General features: G+C 58.3%; 13 protein-coding genes. 3 read left to right on the forward strand and 10 right to left on the reverse strand.

Features of this window, described 5'->3' with window-relative positions; all coding sequences use genetic code 11:
• Window positions 1-19: 19 nt before the first annotated feature.
• The gene (locus ASG68_RS10170) at window positions 20-1,984 is read left to right on the forward strand and encodes an AI-2E family transporter (protein ID WP_062609690.1); all 1,965 of its coding nucleotides are present in this window, start codon (window positions 20-22) and stop codon (window positions 1,982-1,984) included.
• 69 nt (window positions 1,985-2,053) lie between these two features.
• Here the strand turns inward: ASG68_RS10170 and ASG68_RS10175 are convergent, their stop codons facing one another.
• The 3 genes from ASG68_RS10175 to ASG68_RS10185 form a co-directional block, all read right to left on the reverse strand.
• Window positions 2,054-3,199, reverse strand: a complete 1,146-nt coding sequence (locus ASG68_RS10175; RefSeq protein ID WP_062609644.1) for a PAS domain-containing sensor histidine kinase — start codon at window positions 3,197-3,199, stop codon at window positions 2,054-2,056.
• A gap of 7 nt (window positions 3,200-3,206) precedes the next feature.
• The gene (locus ASG68_RS10180; RefSeq protein ID WP_062609646.1) at window positions 3,207-3,995 is read right to left on the reverse strand and encodes an alpha/beta fold hydrolase; all 789 of its coding nucleotides are present in this window, start codon (window positions 3,993-3,995) and stop codon (window positions 3,207-3,209) included.
• A 90-nt stretch (window positions 3,996-4,085) separates the two neighbouring features.
• Complete coding sequence (locus ASG68_RS10185; RefSeq protein ID WP_062609692.1) at window positions 4,086-4,478, reverse strand: response regulator; 393 nt, start codon at window positions 4,476-4,478, stop codon at window positions 4,086-4,088.
• Window positions 4,479-5,122: 644 nt separating this feature from the next.
• On the opposite strand from ASG68_RS10185, the gene ASG68_RS10190 reads away from it, so the two are divergent.
• Window positions 5,123-6,220, forward strand: a complete 1,098-nt coding sequence (locus ASG68_RS10190) for an alpha/beta hydrolase family esterase (RefSeq protein ID WP_062609647.1) — start codon at window positions 5,123-5,125, stop codon at window positions 6,218-6,220.
• 285 nt (window positions 6,221-6,505) lie between these two features.
• On the opposite strand, the gene ASG68_RS10195 is transcribed toward ASG68_RS10190, so the two are convergent.
• Genes ASG68_RS10195 through ASG68_RS10205 form a run of 3 tightly spaced genes read right to left on the reverse strand, consistent with a single transcriptional unit; the run spans window position 6,506 to window position 9,983 of the window.
• Entirely contained in the window at window positions 6,506-6,808 is a 303-nt protein-coding gene (locus ASG68_RS10195) for a hypothetical protein (RefSeq protein ID WP_062602110.1), read from the reverse strand.
• A complete protein-coding gene (locus ASG68_RS10200; protein ID WP_062609649.1) occupies window positions 6,805-9,321 on the reverse strand; it encodes a cbb3-type cytochrome c oxidase subunit I in 2,517 nt (838 codons plus the stop codon). Before ASG68_RS10200 ends, ASG68_RS10195 begins: the two co-directional genes overlap by 4 nt.
• Complete coding sequence (locus ASG68_RS10205) at window positions 9,318-9,983, reverse strand: cytochrome c oxidase subunit II (protein ID WP_244484178.1); 666 nt, start codon at window positions 9,981-9,983, stop codon at window positions 9,318-9,320. The genes ASG68_RS10200 and ASG68_RS10205 overlap by 4 nt, the downstream gene beginning before the upstream one ends.
• A gap of 27 nt (window positions 9,984-10,010) precedes the next feature.
• Here ASG68_RS10205 and ASG68_RS10210 point away from each other — a divergent pair, with 27 nt between their 5' ends.
• Window positions 10,011-10,532 (forward strand): DUF2231 domain-containing protein, encoded by a 522-nt coding sequence (locus ASG68_RS10210; protein ID WP_062602107.1) that lies wholly within the window; start codon window positions 10,011-10,013, stop codon window positions 10,530-10,532.
• Here ASG68_RS10210 and ASG68_RS10215 read toward each other — a convergent pair.
• The 4 genes from ASG68_RS10215 to ASG68_RS10230 all read right to left on the reverse strand — a co-directional run bounded on the left by ASG68_RS10215 (window position 10,502) and on the right by ASG68_RS10230 (window position 14,182).
• Window positions 10,502-11,011: a CopD family protein gene (locus ASG68_RS10215; protein ID WP_062609651.1), complete on the reverse strand. Its 510-nt coding sequence runs from the start codon at window positions 11,009-11,011 to the stop codon at window positions 10,502-10,504. The genes ASG68_RS10210 and ASG68_RS10215 overlap by 31 nt on opposite strands.
• On the reverse strand, window positions 11,008-11,706 hold the full coding sequence (locus ASG68_RS10220) for a cytochrome c oxidase assembly protein (protein WP_244484180.1): 699 nt from the start codon (window positions 11,704-11,706) through the stop codon (window positions 11,008-11,010). The genes ASG68_RS10215 and ASG68_RS10220 overlap by 4 nt, the downstream gene beginning before the upstream one ends.
• A 484-nt stretch (window positions 11,707-12,190) precedes the next feature.
• A complete protein-coding gene (locus ASG68_RS10225; protein WP_062609654.1) occupies window positions 12,191-12,712 on the reverse strand; it encodes a GNAT family N-acetyltransferase in 522 nt (173 codons plus the stop codon).
• Window positions 12,713-12,769: 57 nt separating this feature from the next.
• On the reverse strand, window positions 12,770-14,182 hold the full coding sequence (locus ASG68_RS10230) for a hypothetical protein (RefSeq protein WP_413814001.1): 1,413 nt from the start codon (window positions 14,180-14,182) through the stop codon (window positions 12,770-12,772).
• Window positions 14,183-14,196: the final 14 nt, after the last annotated feature.

Genomic DNA, 14,196 nt, shown 5'->3' on the forward strand with positions numbered 1-14,196 from the left:
CCTTGGTTAGGGGTTCTTGGTGAATGAAGCAGACCTTTCGACGGCCTCCAAAGGGTTGGCCGCCCCTTATCAAACAACGGATGGTGATTTTCGCAGCAAGATCACGGGTCGAACGATCCTGATCCTCATAGGGGTCGCGGTCGTTCTCCGCGTCGGACAGGAGATATTCGTCCCGCTCGCGCTATCCCTGCTCCTGGCATTCACGCTTGCGCCCATCGTCTCGTTTCTTCGCAAGCGTTCGGTTCCAAAAATCGCCGCGGTCCTTCTCGCAGTCGTGTCGGCTTTCTGCGCCATCGCCTTGTTTAGCATCGTCGTGGCGACGCAGGTGGCCAACCTCGCCGAAAACATCCCCACTTATCAACGAAACATAGTAGCGAAAGTCCACGCGCTGGCCCAAGCGGGCTCAGGCAACGGCGTCCTCGATCACCTGAGCAGAGCCGTGGAGCGCGTCGGGGCCGAGATACAGACACGGGCAGTCGAAAGCCAGAATCCGAGTGACACCGCGCCTAGTGTCAGGGAGCCGCTGCCTGTGGAGATCGTAACCCGTTCGGATCCACTTCAAACGCTCGGCAATCTGCTTCTGCCGCTTATCAGTCCGTTTGCAACGGCCGGCCTCGTCGTGGTTCTGGTAATCTTCATGCTTCTCGAACGAGAAGAGCTGCGAGATCGATTCATCCGGTTGGTCGGCTTGGGAGACCTTCACCGCACTACAGCCGCTCTGCAGGACGCCGGGAAGCGGGTTGGAAAATACCTGCTGATGCAATTGGTGGTGAATACGCTCTATGCCGTGCCGATCTCCATCGGCCTCTGGGCACTCGGCATTCCGAACGCCATCCTCTGGGGCTTGCTGACGCTGGTTCTGCGATTTGTGCCGTATATCGGCGCAGTGATCGGAATGATCCTTCCACTGTTCCTCGCGCTCGCCATCGCCCCTAGCTGGTCGCTGGTGATTTGGGTCGGCGTGCTCTACCTGGTGACCGAACTGGTCAGCAACAACGTGGTGGAGCCGTGGCTTTATGGCGCGCACACCGGGCTGTCTCCGCTGGCGATCATCATCTCGGCGATCTTCTGGTCGTGGCTTTGGGGACCGCTGGGATTGATGCTCTCGACGCCCCTGACCGTCTGCCTCGTGGTTCTCGGACGACATGTCCCTCAGTTTGGCTTCCTCGACGTCTTGCTTGGCAACGAGCCGGTCCTTGAACCCCATGAGAAGCTTTATCAGCGCCTTCTGTCCGGCGATCCCAATGAGGCATCTGACAATGCCGAAGAATACCTGGAGGAGGAATATCTCGTCGATTACTATGACAAGGTAGGCATGCCTGCGTTGCTGCTGGGGGAATCCGACCGTCAACGCGGCGTTATGACGGAGGCGCAAATCGCACTGGTCGCCGCGAGTTCTTTGACGCTGGTGGAGAACCTGTCGGATATTGCGGTCGAAGAAGAAAACGAGGAGGAGGAGCCCGCTGAAAACCCTTCCAAGTCGCCGACCGTCCCAGAAACGGACCTTCCAGACGGAGAAGGTCGATCCGTGCTTTGCATAGGCGGTCGGGGTGGATTGGACGATGCCGCAGCAGCGATGCTTTCACAGGTCTTGGAGGTGCAAGGTGCTGTGGCGAGGACGGCGTCCCATTCCGACCTGGTCGCCAGAGGCGCCTTGGCACTTCCTCTTGAGGGCGTCGACACTGTTATCGTAACGTTCCTGAATGGAAACTCCAAATCGCGCGCCCGCCAGATCGTCCGTCGTCTCAAACGCTTGAAGCCGTCCCTTCGCGTCGGTATCCTCATCCCCACCGCGAATGGACAGGACTTTCCCCGTATCGAGCCACTGGAAATCGACGCCGATTTCATATCCTCTTCGATCACGCAGGCCGCCGAGTTTGGCCTGACACCCTCCGCCCCGGTCAGCGTCAAGGTTGTGGCGCGAAAGATCGCCCGGAAACGGTCTCAGCCGAAAGTGCAATCCGAAGTATCGGCATCTGACTAGCGGATACCGGCATGTCGAAGTTTCGGTGATTTCGATATGCCGAATGCCTCGAACGCATCTGCAGTTACATCAGTCATGCGTCGGGTTTGCAAAAATGGTGTCCGTTGGCATTCTGAATTCGAATGTAGTTTTTTCCTCCGATGAAGATGCTGAGAGCTTCCCGCCATGGGCTTTTGCTATTTCAGATGAAATATGGAGTCCGAGCCCCAGTCCTTGCTCACGTTTGAACGTTGCGTCACCCCGAAAGAATGGCTGAAACAGGCGCGGCATCGTTTCCGGGGGGATCGGTTCGCCGCCATTCGAGACGGATATGACCAAATCGCCTTTTTCCTGCAAGGCTATCAGTTCGACGGCCTTGTCCTCCGCGCCGTGGGTCAAGGCGTTGCCGAGCAGATTGGACACGAGCTGCCCGATCCTGCCCCCATCCACGAAGAGTGGGGCAGGAAGGTCGATGTCGACGTCAATCATCCGACCACTGGCGCTCTTCAATTCCTCAACCACCTGTTCCAGGACCGCAGGCAGGTCAGACTCGTTCCTTCGCTCCACCAAAAGACCACCGCCGAGACGCCCGCGCGTGAAATCGAGCACATCGTTGATCAGCTTACCCATCCGGGCGACGCTACCCTCGATCAGCCCCACAACCTGCTGGCCTCGAGGACTGAGCACCTCCCTGGAGAGTATGCGCATGCCGCTGCCGATCGAAGCCAAGGGGTTGCGAAGATCGTGGCCCAGGATGGCGATGAACTCGTCCCTCAGTAGCCCGACTTCAGTCAATGACGCATTCAGGCTCTCTACCTGTCGGCGCGCGACGTCGCCTGCCTCGTTGGCATCGGAAAGCTCGCGTTCATACCTGCGACGGCTCGTCGCTTCAAATACGGCAATCCTGGTTTCAAGAGCGAGGCCGTCCACGTCCATCTTCTGTGTCGCGTTTGCGAGAACGGCGAGACGTGTTCCGTCAGCCCGCACGAGGTCAAGCGCGACTTCATGGAAATATCCCTGCATGCGCAACAGAGGTGCGAAGTGCGTCTCGTAAAAAACCCGACCGGCTACCGGTAACAGATCAAGAAGTCTTTTGCCAATGAACTCGTCCTCGCCGCGGTCGAGCCACGCTCGCAGGGTCACATTGACCCTTGAGATACGCCCTCTGCCATCCAGAACAAGGTAGCCGCACGGGGCATTGTCGAAAAGGTCGCGAAAATCGATATCGTTGTCCATGGCCGGCCTAGACGAAATCCCGGATGGCTGCGATGACTTCTGCGGGTGCCGATAGGTTCGGACAGTGTCCGGTCGCATCCAACATGACCAGTTTGCTGTCGGCAACTCGGACCCGGACGTATTCACCAACTGCTTCAGATGCGATGATGTCATCCCTGCATTGAAGGATGAGCGTCCGAGCCGTCACACGCGAAAGATCGTCTCGGTTGTCGGACGTGAATGTCACTCGAGCAAAAGCCTTTGCGATAGCTGGATCCGTTCGACAGAAATTGTCTGTGAGTTCTGAACCGAGTTCAGGTCGATCAGGATTGCCCATGATCGCGGGAGCCATAGCCATTGACCAACCCATGTGGTTGTCCGCCATCGACGCCAGCAGCTCCTCGATGTCGGTTCGACTGAAACCACCTTGGTAGCCCTCGTCGTCTATATATCTGGGAGAGGGCCCCACCAGGACTAGGGTGCCGAACATTTCCGGCGCTTTCAGCGAAGCCAAAACTCCGATCATCGCACTGACAGAATGGCCGACGAACGTCGCTTCCCGCAGTCCAAGCGCTATTCCGATTTCCACCAGATCGTCGGCATACCCGTGCAGGGTAGCGTATTTTTCCGGATCGTATGAGCGAAGATCGGACTTGCCCGCGCCGACATGGTCGAACAATACCGTGCGGAAATCCTTCAGGAAGTCCGGCGCAACAAGCCGCCACATGTTCTGATCGCAGCCAAACCCATGGGAAAAGACAATCGTCCTCTCACCCTCGCCTCCCGTGACCACGTTATTGCGCTTTATGACTGACATATGCACCCCAATTCTTCGGCTCAACCTAGCACGCTCGATCTGGAAAACCAGGTTACGACATGTCGAAGGCGGTAGGCTTGGCCCAATAATTCAACCGTGTTGGCTACCCTTCTCTTTAAGGACATCATGAATAAGTTCCGCCGTGAACGGTTTTGCGATGAAAGTGGCGTTTGGGGGGATATCGCCAGGCCCTGGCCTTGCGGCACCCGACGCAATGATGACGCAGATATGAGGCCACCGCTCCGCCACCTTTCGGGCCAGTTCGAAGCCATCCAAGCTTCCTGGGGTTTGAACATCGGTGAACAACAGTTGAAGGGAAGAGTGCTTGTCGAGGAAAGCCCATGCCTCATCGGCGGTGGAGGCTTCGACAATGGCATATCCCTCGTCGGCAAACATGTCGGCCGTGTCCATGAGGATCAGCGGTTCGTCATCGACAACGAGCGCAATAGGTTGTTTAAGTTTACGAAATTCAAGTGTTTCCATCGTCAACAAGTCGCTGACGTGGAGATCGTTCCAAAGTATTCTGTATGCCATCGAATTAGCAGCAAGTTCGCAAGGTCCGTTTCGTGAAACCGATACAGGGCTCTCGCACAACTTGGGTTTGCGCAGCGCAACGACGCAACGCGATATAATCACACACTTCAACGACCCCTGCGCGCTCCCGCCTCACAGGAGGGAAGTCATCAATGAGTTCACCTGGTGTTCAGTTAAACACCGGCGGCCGGCGGATGTCCCCGCGAAAAGCATTGTGTTTTTCGTCTGTGTAGTCGCGCCGCTCAAGCCTCCTAACGCGGAGGAATACCGGCAGCTCAACCTGCAATCGCCGCCAGCAGAAGAGCTTCAAAAAACTCTCCGTTTGTGCAGCGACTTCCGGGGGGGGGGAGGACGCCACCATGCTATGGCCCCTTAAGGATAACATCTTTTGTACGGTGAAACTGAAAAACAGGTACTTCGGTTATCTGCTTGCCCGGTTCGACAGAACGTAGTGGCCTAGTAGTGGGCGCAATCATGGACCGAGGTCAGTGAGCATCTGCTGAACCAAGATAAAATTGTGCAGTGCAGCAACCAATTGCGATACAGTGCGTTGAGGACTTGCGTGCTCCCGCCTCGGAGCTGGAGAACAGTATATGCGATCGCTTTCCGACACCCTTGCAAGGCTCGCCAAAATGCGGGGAGCCAATCCCCCGACTTCGCCGGTCGATGATCGATTGACTGATCTTGGTCAGTTCGGATCGAACCGCGGCGAACTGGAAGCCAAGATATACATCCCCAAAGGGCTCATGCCGCGGTCGGCGCTGGTCGTCGTGCTTCACGGCTGCACCCAGTCTGCTGCCGTGTACGACCAGGCGTCAGGCTGGTCGCATCTTGCCGAGGACTACGGCTTTGCGGTTCTCTTCCCCCAGCAAACCCGCGCCAATAATGCGAACACTTGCTTCAACTGGTTCGTTCCCGGCGACATCAGGAAAGATCAGGGCGAAGCGTTTTCGATACGTCAAATGATCGAGACGACCATCGCTCGATACGACATTGATCGGAGCCGCATTTTCATCACCGGCTTGTCCGCAGGCGGCGCAATGACAAATGTCATGCTGGCCACCAATCCAGAGCTGTTCGCGGGCGGAGCGATCATCGCAGGCCTCCCATACGGGACTGCAACGACCGTTCCGGAAGCATTCGACCGGATGCGTGGCCAGGGCCTGCCTAGCGTCGATAAGCTGCAATCGTTGCTCAGGAGCGCATCCAATCATAAAGGGCCATGGCCGACAATTGCGGTATGGCACGGGACAAGCGACGCCACAGTGCTCCCGGCGAATGCCAAAGCGATCATCGATCAGTGGCGCGGCGTGCATGGCTTAGCCATCCAACCCGATATCGGCGAAATGATCGACGGGCAATCGCGCAAGACCTGGACTGCGGCAGATGGTCGAGAGGTGATGGAGTTCTTCAACATCAAAAACGTGGGACACGGCACTCCGCTTGACACCTCGACGGGTTATGGTCGAGCGGCGCCGTATATGCTGGACGTCGGGATTTCTTCCACGCTCCACATCGCGCGCTCGTGGGGTTTGATCGCCTCATTCGAAAAACGTGTGAAAGCGGATATGGACGTTACCGTCGCAGAGCCTTCGGTCGGATTTCGTCCAGAACTCACTCATGGTCAGCCTGCGAGCGGCATCCAGAAGACCATAGAAGACGCTCTCCGCGCGGCTGGCCTGATGAAGTAGCAATCTACGACAGTCTGCCAGCCCTCCCGCCCGGTCAGCACACGAAGGACGGCTTTAGGCACGGTTTTACGGGAATGGCTGCCTGACAACTTTCAGACACTCAACCAGTTGGTTTAAACGACCGGATTGCGGGCGCATTTCTGTCGTGATCACGATCGACCAATCGCTGGGCCTATGGTTCTGCTCCCATCTCCCATCTCCCATCTCCCATATATTAAGTCGAAGGCACGAAGGATAAGAAAAAGGCTAACCTATGTCTCATTCGAAATTGGCCAAAACCAGCGATCAAAGGCAGACCGAGGTAGCGAGTACCGGCATTAAGGTCCAAACCGCAGCGCCAAGGGCGGTCGCGGCAAGCACTGTGGCGGTCGTCTGCACAAAACGGGCCTTTGACGGTGCGTAGAGGACTGCCAATAGCGCGATAAGCTGAAGGACAATCGCAACCGCATAGGCGGCAAGCAAAACCTGGCGGGCGTCGAGGTCAGCGGGCCAATGGCGCGAACAAGACAGCCCTTGCAGTGCGTAGACAGCGCTAAAACCGGCAAGCCAAACTGTAATCGGCAGCGACAGCCGGAGGATATCGATCATGCAAATGCTCCCGGCAGCCACGCCGCCGCCAGCGCTACAAGCCCGGTTGCGACGGTGAAATCCGCCCAGAGCTTCACAATCCCTGCCTCGCCAATGCGAGCGGGCGAGGCATACCCCGCAGCCACCCTCGCAGCCAGATAGCACAGCATGATTGCCGACAGGATTGTGTGAAGCCCGACATGCCCCGCCAGCAACCACAGAGTGGCGTCATAGGCATGGCGGGCAGGTCCGGGACGATCCAGCATCACGCTTGCCGCAGCGATGGCCAAAGCCAAAGAGCCGACAATTCCAAGGGTGATCGCGGGCCACGCAGTGCCGCCCTTAGCAATCGCACGCACCGCAAGGCGCGGCCCAGCGGTCAGCGCCAACGCACCCGTCAGTGCAACGATGACGGCCCAAAGCTGCGGCTGAAGATATGAGTGTGGCGGCCAGTTGGGAGCAACGGTCCACAGGAATGCATAGCCGAACAGCAGTGATCCGAAATGCACGCCGTCCGCAAGCAATAGGAACACCGATCCCCACCACCCCGGCGGGTCGCGACATTCGGATGCCAGCGGCAGCATCGCGCCATGTCCCGCGTCAACGTGCCCCTCGTCTACACGCCCGCCCAGACCCCATGCCCAGACTAGGGCAAGGGCAACCACTGCCACAAGAGCGAGACCCGCGACGATATAGGCGTCGAACAAGGGGGCCAGAAAGGATGTGCTGGTGACCACGGCCAGCAGGAAAGGCAGTACCGAATTGCCTGGCAGCACCACCACTTGCAATGGCTCACCGCGCGCAGTTGACACGATCAGCGTCTCGCGCCGGATCCGGGATGCGTCGCCAAGATAGCCCTCGCCCCGCGCGATGTGCAACGCAAGGTCCGGGTCGTCGTGCAGCGGGTAACGGCCTTGCACGATGGGGATTGACGCAAAGCCGTAAGCAGGCGAGGGGATTGCCCCCGCCCATTCCAGCGTTCCCGCCCCCCACGGGTTGCGCCGACCCCGCACAGCGACAAAGGCATTCACCGCCACATCGAGGATGGTCAGCGCAAAGCCAATGGCCATTACGAAGGACGCGATGGAGGCGACGAGATTCAATGCCGTCCATCCCTGATCCGCGTCATACGTCCAGGTGCGTCTACGTTGACCCAGCAACCCCGCCATGTGAACCGAAAGAAACGTGATGTGGAACGACGGTACCACTAACCAGAAAGCCACCTCGCCCAGTTTGAAAAACCGTGTCCGCCCGGTGAGAAGAGGCATGAAGTAATAGATCGCCGCGATCATCGGAAAGACATAGCCCCCAATCAGCACGTAATGCAGATGCGCCACCACGAAATGTGTGTCGTGGACCTGCCAGTTGAACGGCACCACAGCCAGCATCACTCCTGTCAGCCCGCCTATCACGAAAGTTGCAAAGAACCCCATGATCCACAGCATCGGCAATCCCATGCGGGCGCGGCCTTTCCACAAAGTTCCAATCCACGAGAAAATCATGACCGAAGTCGGTACTGCGACGAGTGTGGACGCCGCTGAAAAAAATGCGAGCCCCATATGCGGAATACCAGTCGTGAACATGTGGTGGACCCACAGCCCAAAGCTGAGCACGGCTAGCGACACAGCCGCCGCCACAACCCAGCCGTACCCCAGCAAATTGGTGCGCGCCATGACTGGCAGGATGGTGGCGATCATGCCCGCGGCGGGCAGGAAGATGATGTACACCTCAGGGTGACCGAACAGCCAGAACAGGTGCTGCCACAGCAGGGGGTCGCCGCCGTTTTCCACCTGAAAGAATGGCCAGTTCAGCGCGCGCTCCACCTCAAGCAGTAGCGAGCCAAGGATCATTGGCGGAAACGCCGTCAGGATCATGACCGACACGACCAGAATATACCACGCGAAGATCGGCATTCGCGACAAACTCATCCCGGCCGCGCGGTAGCGCAGCACAGTCACGATCACCTCGATCGCCGTCGCGATAGCCGAGACCTCGATCGAGGTGATACCCAGCAACCAGACGTCGGCGCCAATTCCCGGCGAAAACGCCGCTGAGGACAACGGCGGATACATGAACCAGCCACCATCGGGGGCAAGGCCCATCAGCATGGCGATAATTACCGCACTGCCGCCGAAGATATAAACCCAAAGTCCGTAGGCCCCGAGACGCGGGAAGGCCATGTCGCGCGTACCCAGCATGCCGGGCAGCAGCAGCATCGACATCGCCTCGAAAAACGGAATCGCGAACAGGAACATCATCACGGTGCCGTGCATCGTGAAGATCTGATTGTAGACCTGCGGCTCCATGAACGCCGAGTCCGGTGTCGCCAGCTGTGCGCGGATTAACATGGCAAGGATGCCGCCAATGACAAAGAACGAAGTGGCGACGATCAGGAACAAGCTACCAATGTCATTGTTGTTGCTGCTGGTAAACCAGCCACGAATTCGCTGATCGGATGCCCATATGCGCGCAAGGGCAAGGTGTAGGCGTAGCGCCTTTCCACGCGGCTGCGAGGCGGGTGAGGGAAGGGTCATTGTGTGCCTTCTGCCAGGAATGTGGCCCAGGACGCCGCATCATGCGCCTCAACGGTAAACACATGCTCGCGGTAACCCCGCCCGCTGAACTCCGCACTTTGACCGCCATATGTGCCTGGAAGAGCGGCCTCGATACGCAGCACGTTCACATGCCCGGGTATCGCATCAAGCTTGCCTGCCAGTCGTGGCACCCAGAACGAATGGATCACATCAGTGCTGGTAATCTCGACATTCACGGGGCGACCCGCCGGAATGTGCAGCACGCCATCGGTGGCAATTGCTCGGTCCTCGCCATAGCGGAACGTCCACGCCCATTGCCGCGCCTGTGCCTGAACGGTGACTAGATCAGGCGCCTCGCGTGGCAGCAATCGCTCACCGATGAAGAGACCATATGCTGTCAACGCGGCCAGCGTCACCAGTGGAAAGCCGACCCCAAGACCCCATATCCAGACACGTGTTCCGCTCTCGTTCCTGCCGCAAACTGAGGGATTGGGAGGGCGATATAGGGCGGCAAATATCAACGCCATGACGAAAAAGAAGATTGCCAACGCGCAAGTCAGCATCACCCACCACAAATCTGCTATTGTAAACGCTGCCGGTCCCGCAGGATGCAGCATTGAAAATCGTTCTTGGCAACCGGTTGCGATCGCAAGCGTTGTCACAATTGCAAAACCAGGAAGGAGTCTCGGGTGACACAAAAGATGACGCAGGGACCAGAGGACATTGCCCCGTTCGAAGATCCGATCTCCAACGATCCAGCCTTTCAACAAACCGAAAGCCGCGTCGCGATCTGGGGTCATCCGTTGCATGCCATGACCGTGGCCTTCCCCGTTGCGCTGACATTTTGTGCCTTTGGGGCCGACTTGCTCTACTGGTGGTCCGGGCAGGAACGTTGGGCTTGGGCGGCGCTTTGGGCCACGGGGACCGCGTTTCTTTTCGGCCTGCTGGCTGGGGCCAGCGGTACAATGGAATTGCTGATGGTTCCCGGCATCCGGATCCGCGCTGCAGCCTGGACGCACTTCGTCATCGCCGTCATGCTGCTGTCCTTGCTGGGGCTCAACTGGGGCTGGCGGTTGACCGGATACGAGTCCGCCGTACTGCCTTGGGGCATCCTCATGTCCGGCTTTGCGGTCATTGTCGTGGCGGCTACGGGGTGGCATGGCGGCAAACTCGTTTTCGACTACGGCTTGGGGGTATCAAAGGGCAATTGACGATTCAAAGGTTGCAAAAGCCATGACGGCATCGGAAGTTCGCCCAGTTCGGGCTTGGCCAGAACGAGAAACAGGACGCCGATCACCAGACTGAAAATGAGTAACGTCGGCACCAGAGGCTCGGGTGGCTCGTGCTCCCCCTCCGTTTCGGCCACGGCGATGATCGTATGCCCCACCCATGCGTGCGTCGCGACGAGAGCTGTGACGAGGACGAGTTTCCCAAAAATCCAAACCGTGAAAACCTCACGAATGAAGATCAGGGTTGATCCGGTGGAAATAGCCAGAACCGCCACTGGCGTGATAACCCAGACATATCCGAAATGCGTGGCGCGGCGGATTTGCGCGAATTCGGCCTGCATGATCGCGCGGTCATGACGGGCCAACATGCGGGGCAAGGCGATCAACCCGGCAACCCAGACCGCGACGAAACTCACGTGTAGCGCTTTGAGATGTGGGACCAGCCCTTCAATCCAGATCACTGGAGTTCTCCCATCTCGCGCCACGCCCGTCGTGCCAGCATTCCGCCCCAGACAGCAAACGGAAGGCCTGCTGGCATCCACATCACCAGTCCGCCAAGCTGCTGGTCAGAGAGCGCCGACAGCCCCCAAAGCAGCGGTGCCGTCGCGTGGGTGGCGTAGACCGCATTCGGCGCAAGGGTCAGGATCGCGCCCAACAGCCCCATCGCAAGATAGGCCAGAAACACCCATCCCGCGCCCGAACCGCCGGGTTGCGAAAACACTGCACGCCAGAAGAGAACTGCAGACCCGAACAGGGTCGCCTGCATGGCCCAGAATACCACCATATTACCAAGAGCGGCGTCATAAGCTACAGGCGCATGCCACAGCCACAGCGCGACCGTTGCTTGAAGAAACGGCAGACCTACGCCCGTTGTGACGCGTGCGGGGCGCGAAAGTGCAAAAAGCGGCGCCGCCACCGCCACGAGAAGAACATGATGCACCACCCGCGCTGAGAACAGCGCCGAGGACAGAGCGCAAAGAGGCGACAGGAATGCAAATGCCAACACGATTACGGCCGCAGCGCCAGGGCGGTTGCGCCCTGCGCAAAGTGCTAGCGCGCCCAAGATTACGAGTGCCCAAGGCTCAAAATTCCAGCGTGACAAAAGATCCGCTGGCATCGGCGCGGGACCACAATAGCTGCCCTGCCAATAGTTCACGTCAAAGCCGGAAAAGCGCGTGTTGCCACACCCATATTTTTACTCCTGTGCGGGGAGGGCGGTCATACTCCCCTAAATTTCACTTCCTAAGCAGATTCATCAACGAGGCCGCGAAAGCGCCCTTGCTCGTGACGCCCTCACCAAAAGCGTGCCACAGAACCGTGGTAAGGTCCAACCTTTAGTCTTCTCTCAGGAATGGCTCGTTGAAGGTTCCAAAAAGCCTGCGTCGAAATTCATCAATGGACTGTTCGCCAATCGTCTGCGAGAAGGGTTCACGTCACTGAACGCCCTATGGCTGACTTGACGGTGCGAAGCGGTCTTTCAATAATCAAACTTCTTTGTCTGCTTTCGGGCCCGATCGCATCGCGAAAGTGTCAGTTCGCGTTCATCACCCTGTGAAATCAACACGGGGGTGCGCCAGCCGCAAACCGCATACTGTCGCTCACGCCGTCGCCCTGTTGCCGCGGTTAAACTAACGTGTTCGCTATTCTTGCATTTTATCCAGGGGGAGCATCATGAGCACTTCGTCGCTGCTCACCCCATTGTCACGGAAACCACGAGGTATTCGACCAACCCGGCCGAAACCGTTTCGTTGATAGAAGCGTATCGCGACGGAGTTTTCGACACTCACTCCAAGCTCCAGCTGGACCATTCCAAGCCCTCGTGCGTGGTTTGCAACGGCACCCAGAAGGTCTGCGGCGATCCCCGTTCTCCGTTCGGCCTTGCGCACGTAGACACTCGTGAGTGTTGCGCGATGCATCATTTTCCTGGCCTGTTGAAACCTGAGCCGCATCATGCCGCAAGGTTGCCCGTTGAGGAATGCCACGAAAACTGGCTGTTCGAGCTGCTTGCACCAATCCTGCTCTGAGAGACTGACCCAGTCTTCGTGCAAACTCGCGAATGAACCAGGCTCGAGTGAAAGTGCTTCCAGGCGAATATCGCGGAACACGCCGACGTCATCGACTGACAGGCGCCTGATGACAGTATCGCTGATGGTCTCGGACATCCGCGTCACCTCCCGTGGGTTATGCAAGGTTCCAGGTTTGTTCGCGACGAACGCCGATCAGGCGAATTTCCATTCTGGCGAGCCCGCGTGCACGGTTCCGTCTGCAATCTGCTGGGCGAGCTTTTCCCAGAGCGGATCGCCGACAAAGTTTTCAAGGTCGCCGCACGCCTGCTGAAGCGATTGGCTGCCGTAGATATTGAGCAGATGGGGCAGGGGGCTGCTTTCCAGTTCCCGAAACGGTGACGGCGCAACTGGCTTCAAAACACGATGCCCCCAAACCCCGGGGCAAACATCAGCGCCGAGGGTTTCCAATAAATCTTGAGCGCCGATTTGCCTGAGCGCGCTTGAAAAAACATGGCGCATAAGCGGGTAGTAGACTGTCTGCCGGCAACCCCCGAGAACGCGGATACCCGGCAGAATTGAAGCCACCAGGAATGTAGTGAACAGGTTCGGGATAATCTCTCGCCGGCGCAGTGCTGCAGCGAGGGCCGCTGGTTCGAACCGCAGCTCTCGCGCTTTGCCGGCGCGAGCCGTGAGCATTAGGTTCCCCAATTGCAATGGGAAAAGCTTTCCATTCGCGAGACCCCAGAAAAAGTCCGTGGTGCTGCGGATCCATCCGGCCCAGGGACCAGCGTTGAGCCCGTCGATCGCCTCGATGATGGCGGCTGCTAGCATGCCGTTTCCGAACAACTGCCGCGACAGCCACGACCCAGGGCTATCGAGATGATCGGCGACGAGGTCGGCCATGTCGGTGTCGTCCAGCTGAAGGAGCCGAGGCTGCGCGGGGAAGGCCCACTTCCAGAGCGCCTGATTTCCAGTCTTGATTGCATCTGCCGCGGACGCGAACTCTCCTTGCGGCAACAGCGCATTCAAGCGGACAGCGGACGGGTTTGCCGGGGCGTCCCTGGTGGTTCCCGTCAATTTGAAACTGTAATGGGCATTTAATCCGCAGATGCTGTAGGAATCCATCAGCCGTCTTGGCAGTCCGAAGACGTTGACCGGTTCGCCGTCCAGCGACAGCCATCCCGGACCCTTCTTCGGTTTTTCAATGAACTTTACCGTCGAGGCGCTGTACCAGATATGCCATTGCAGCCGGTTCGCGTTTAATCCCAGCAGGCTGAAAAGGTGTGTGTAGAACGCATCCGGCTCGACGAGTAGATGGCAATGGGGACCGGTTTGAATAACAGGGGCCGCCACCAATTGTTGGGAACATTGCTTAGCCTCCTGCGAAGTGGCTCCCATACGCAGCGCAGCGCGTTCGATACAGTTCTGAAGAAGGGCCATGGCCTCGTCTCGAGCACAACAGCCCGTTCGATGACCGCCGATGCGATAGACCGCCGAGGCGTAGGCGTCGAGTGGCTTGGCCCAGTGTTGGTCCACCTGCGGAAAGAGATGCGACAACGTCTCCTTCAAGCTCGCCACGGTCACATCGGTTCGCTGGGAGTGAGCTGCGGGTGGACTGGTATCCATGTATCCGCTTTCTT

Source organism: Rhizobium sp. Leaf453, assembly GCF_001425605.1.
GTDB lineage: Bacteria > Pseudomonadota > Alphaproteobacteria > Rhizobiales > Rhizobiaceae > Pararhizobium.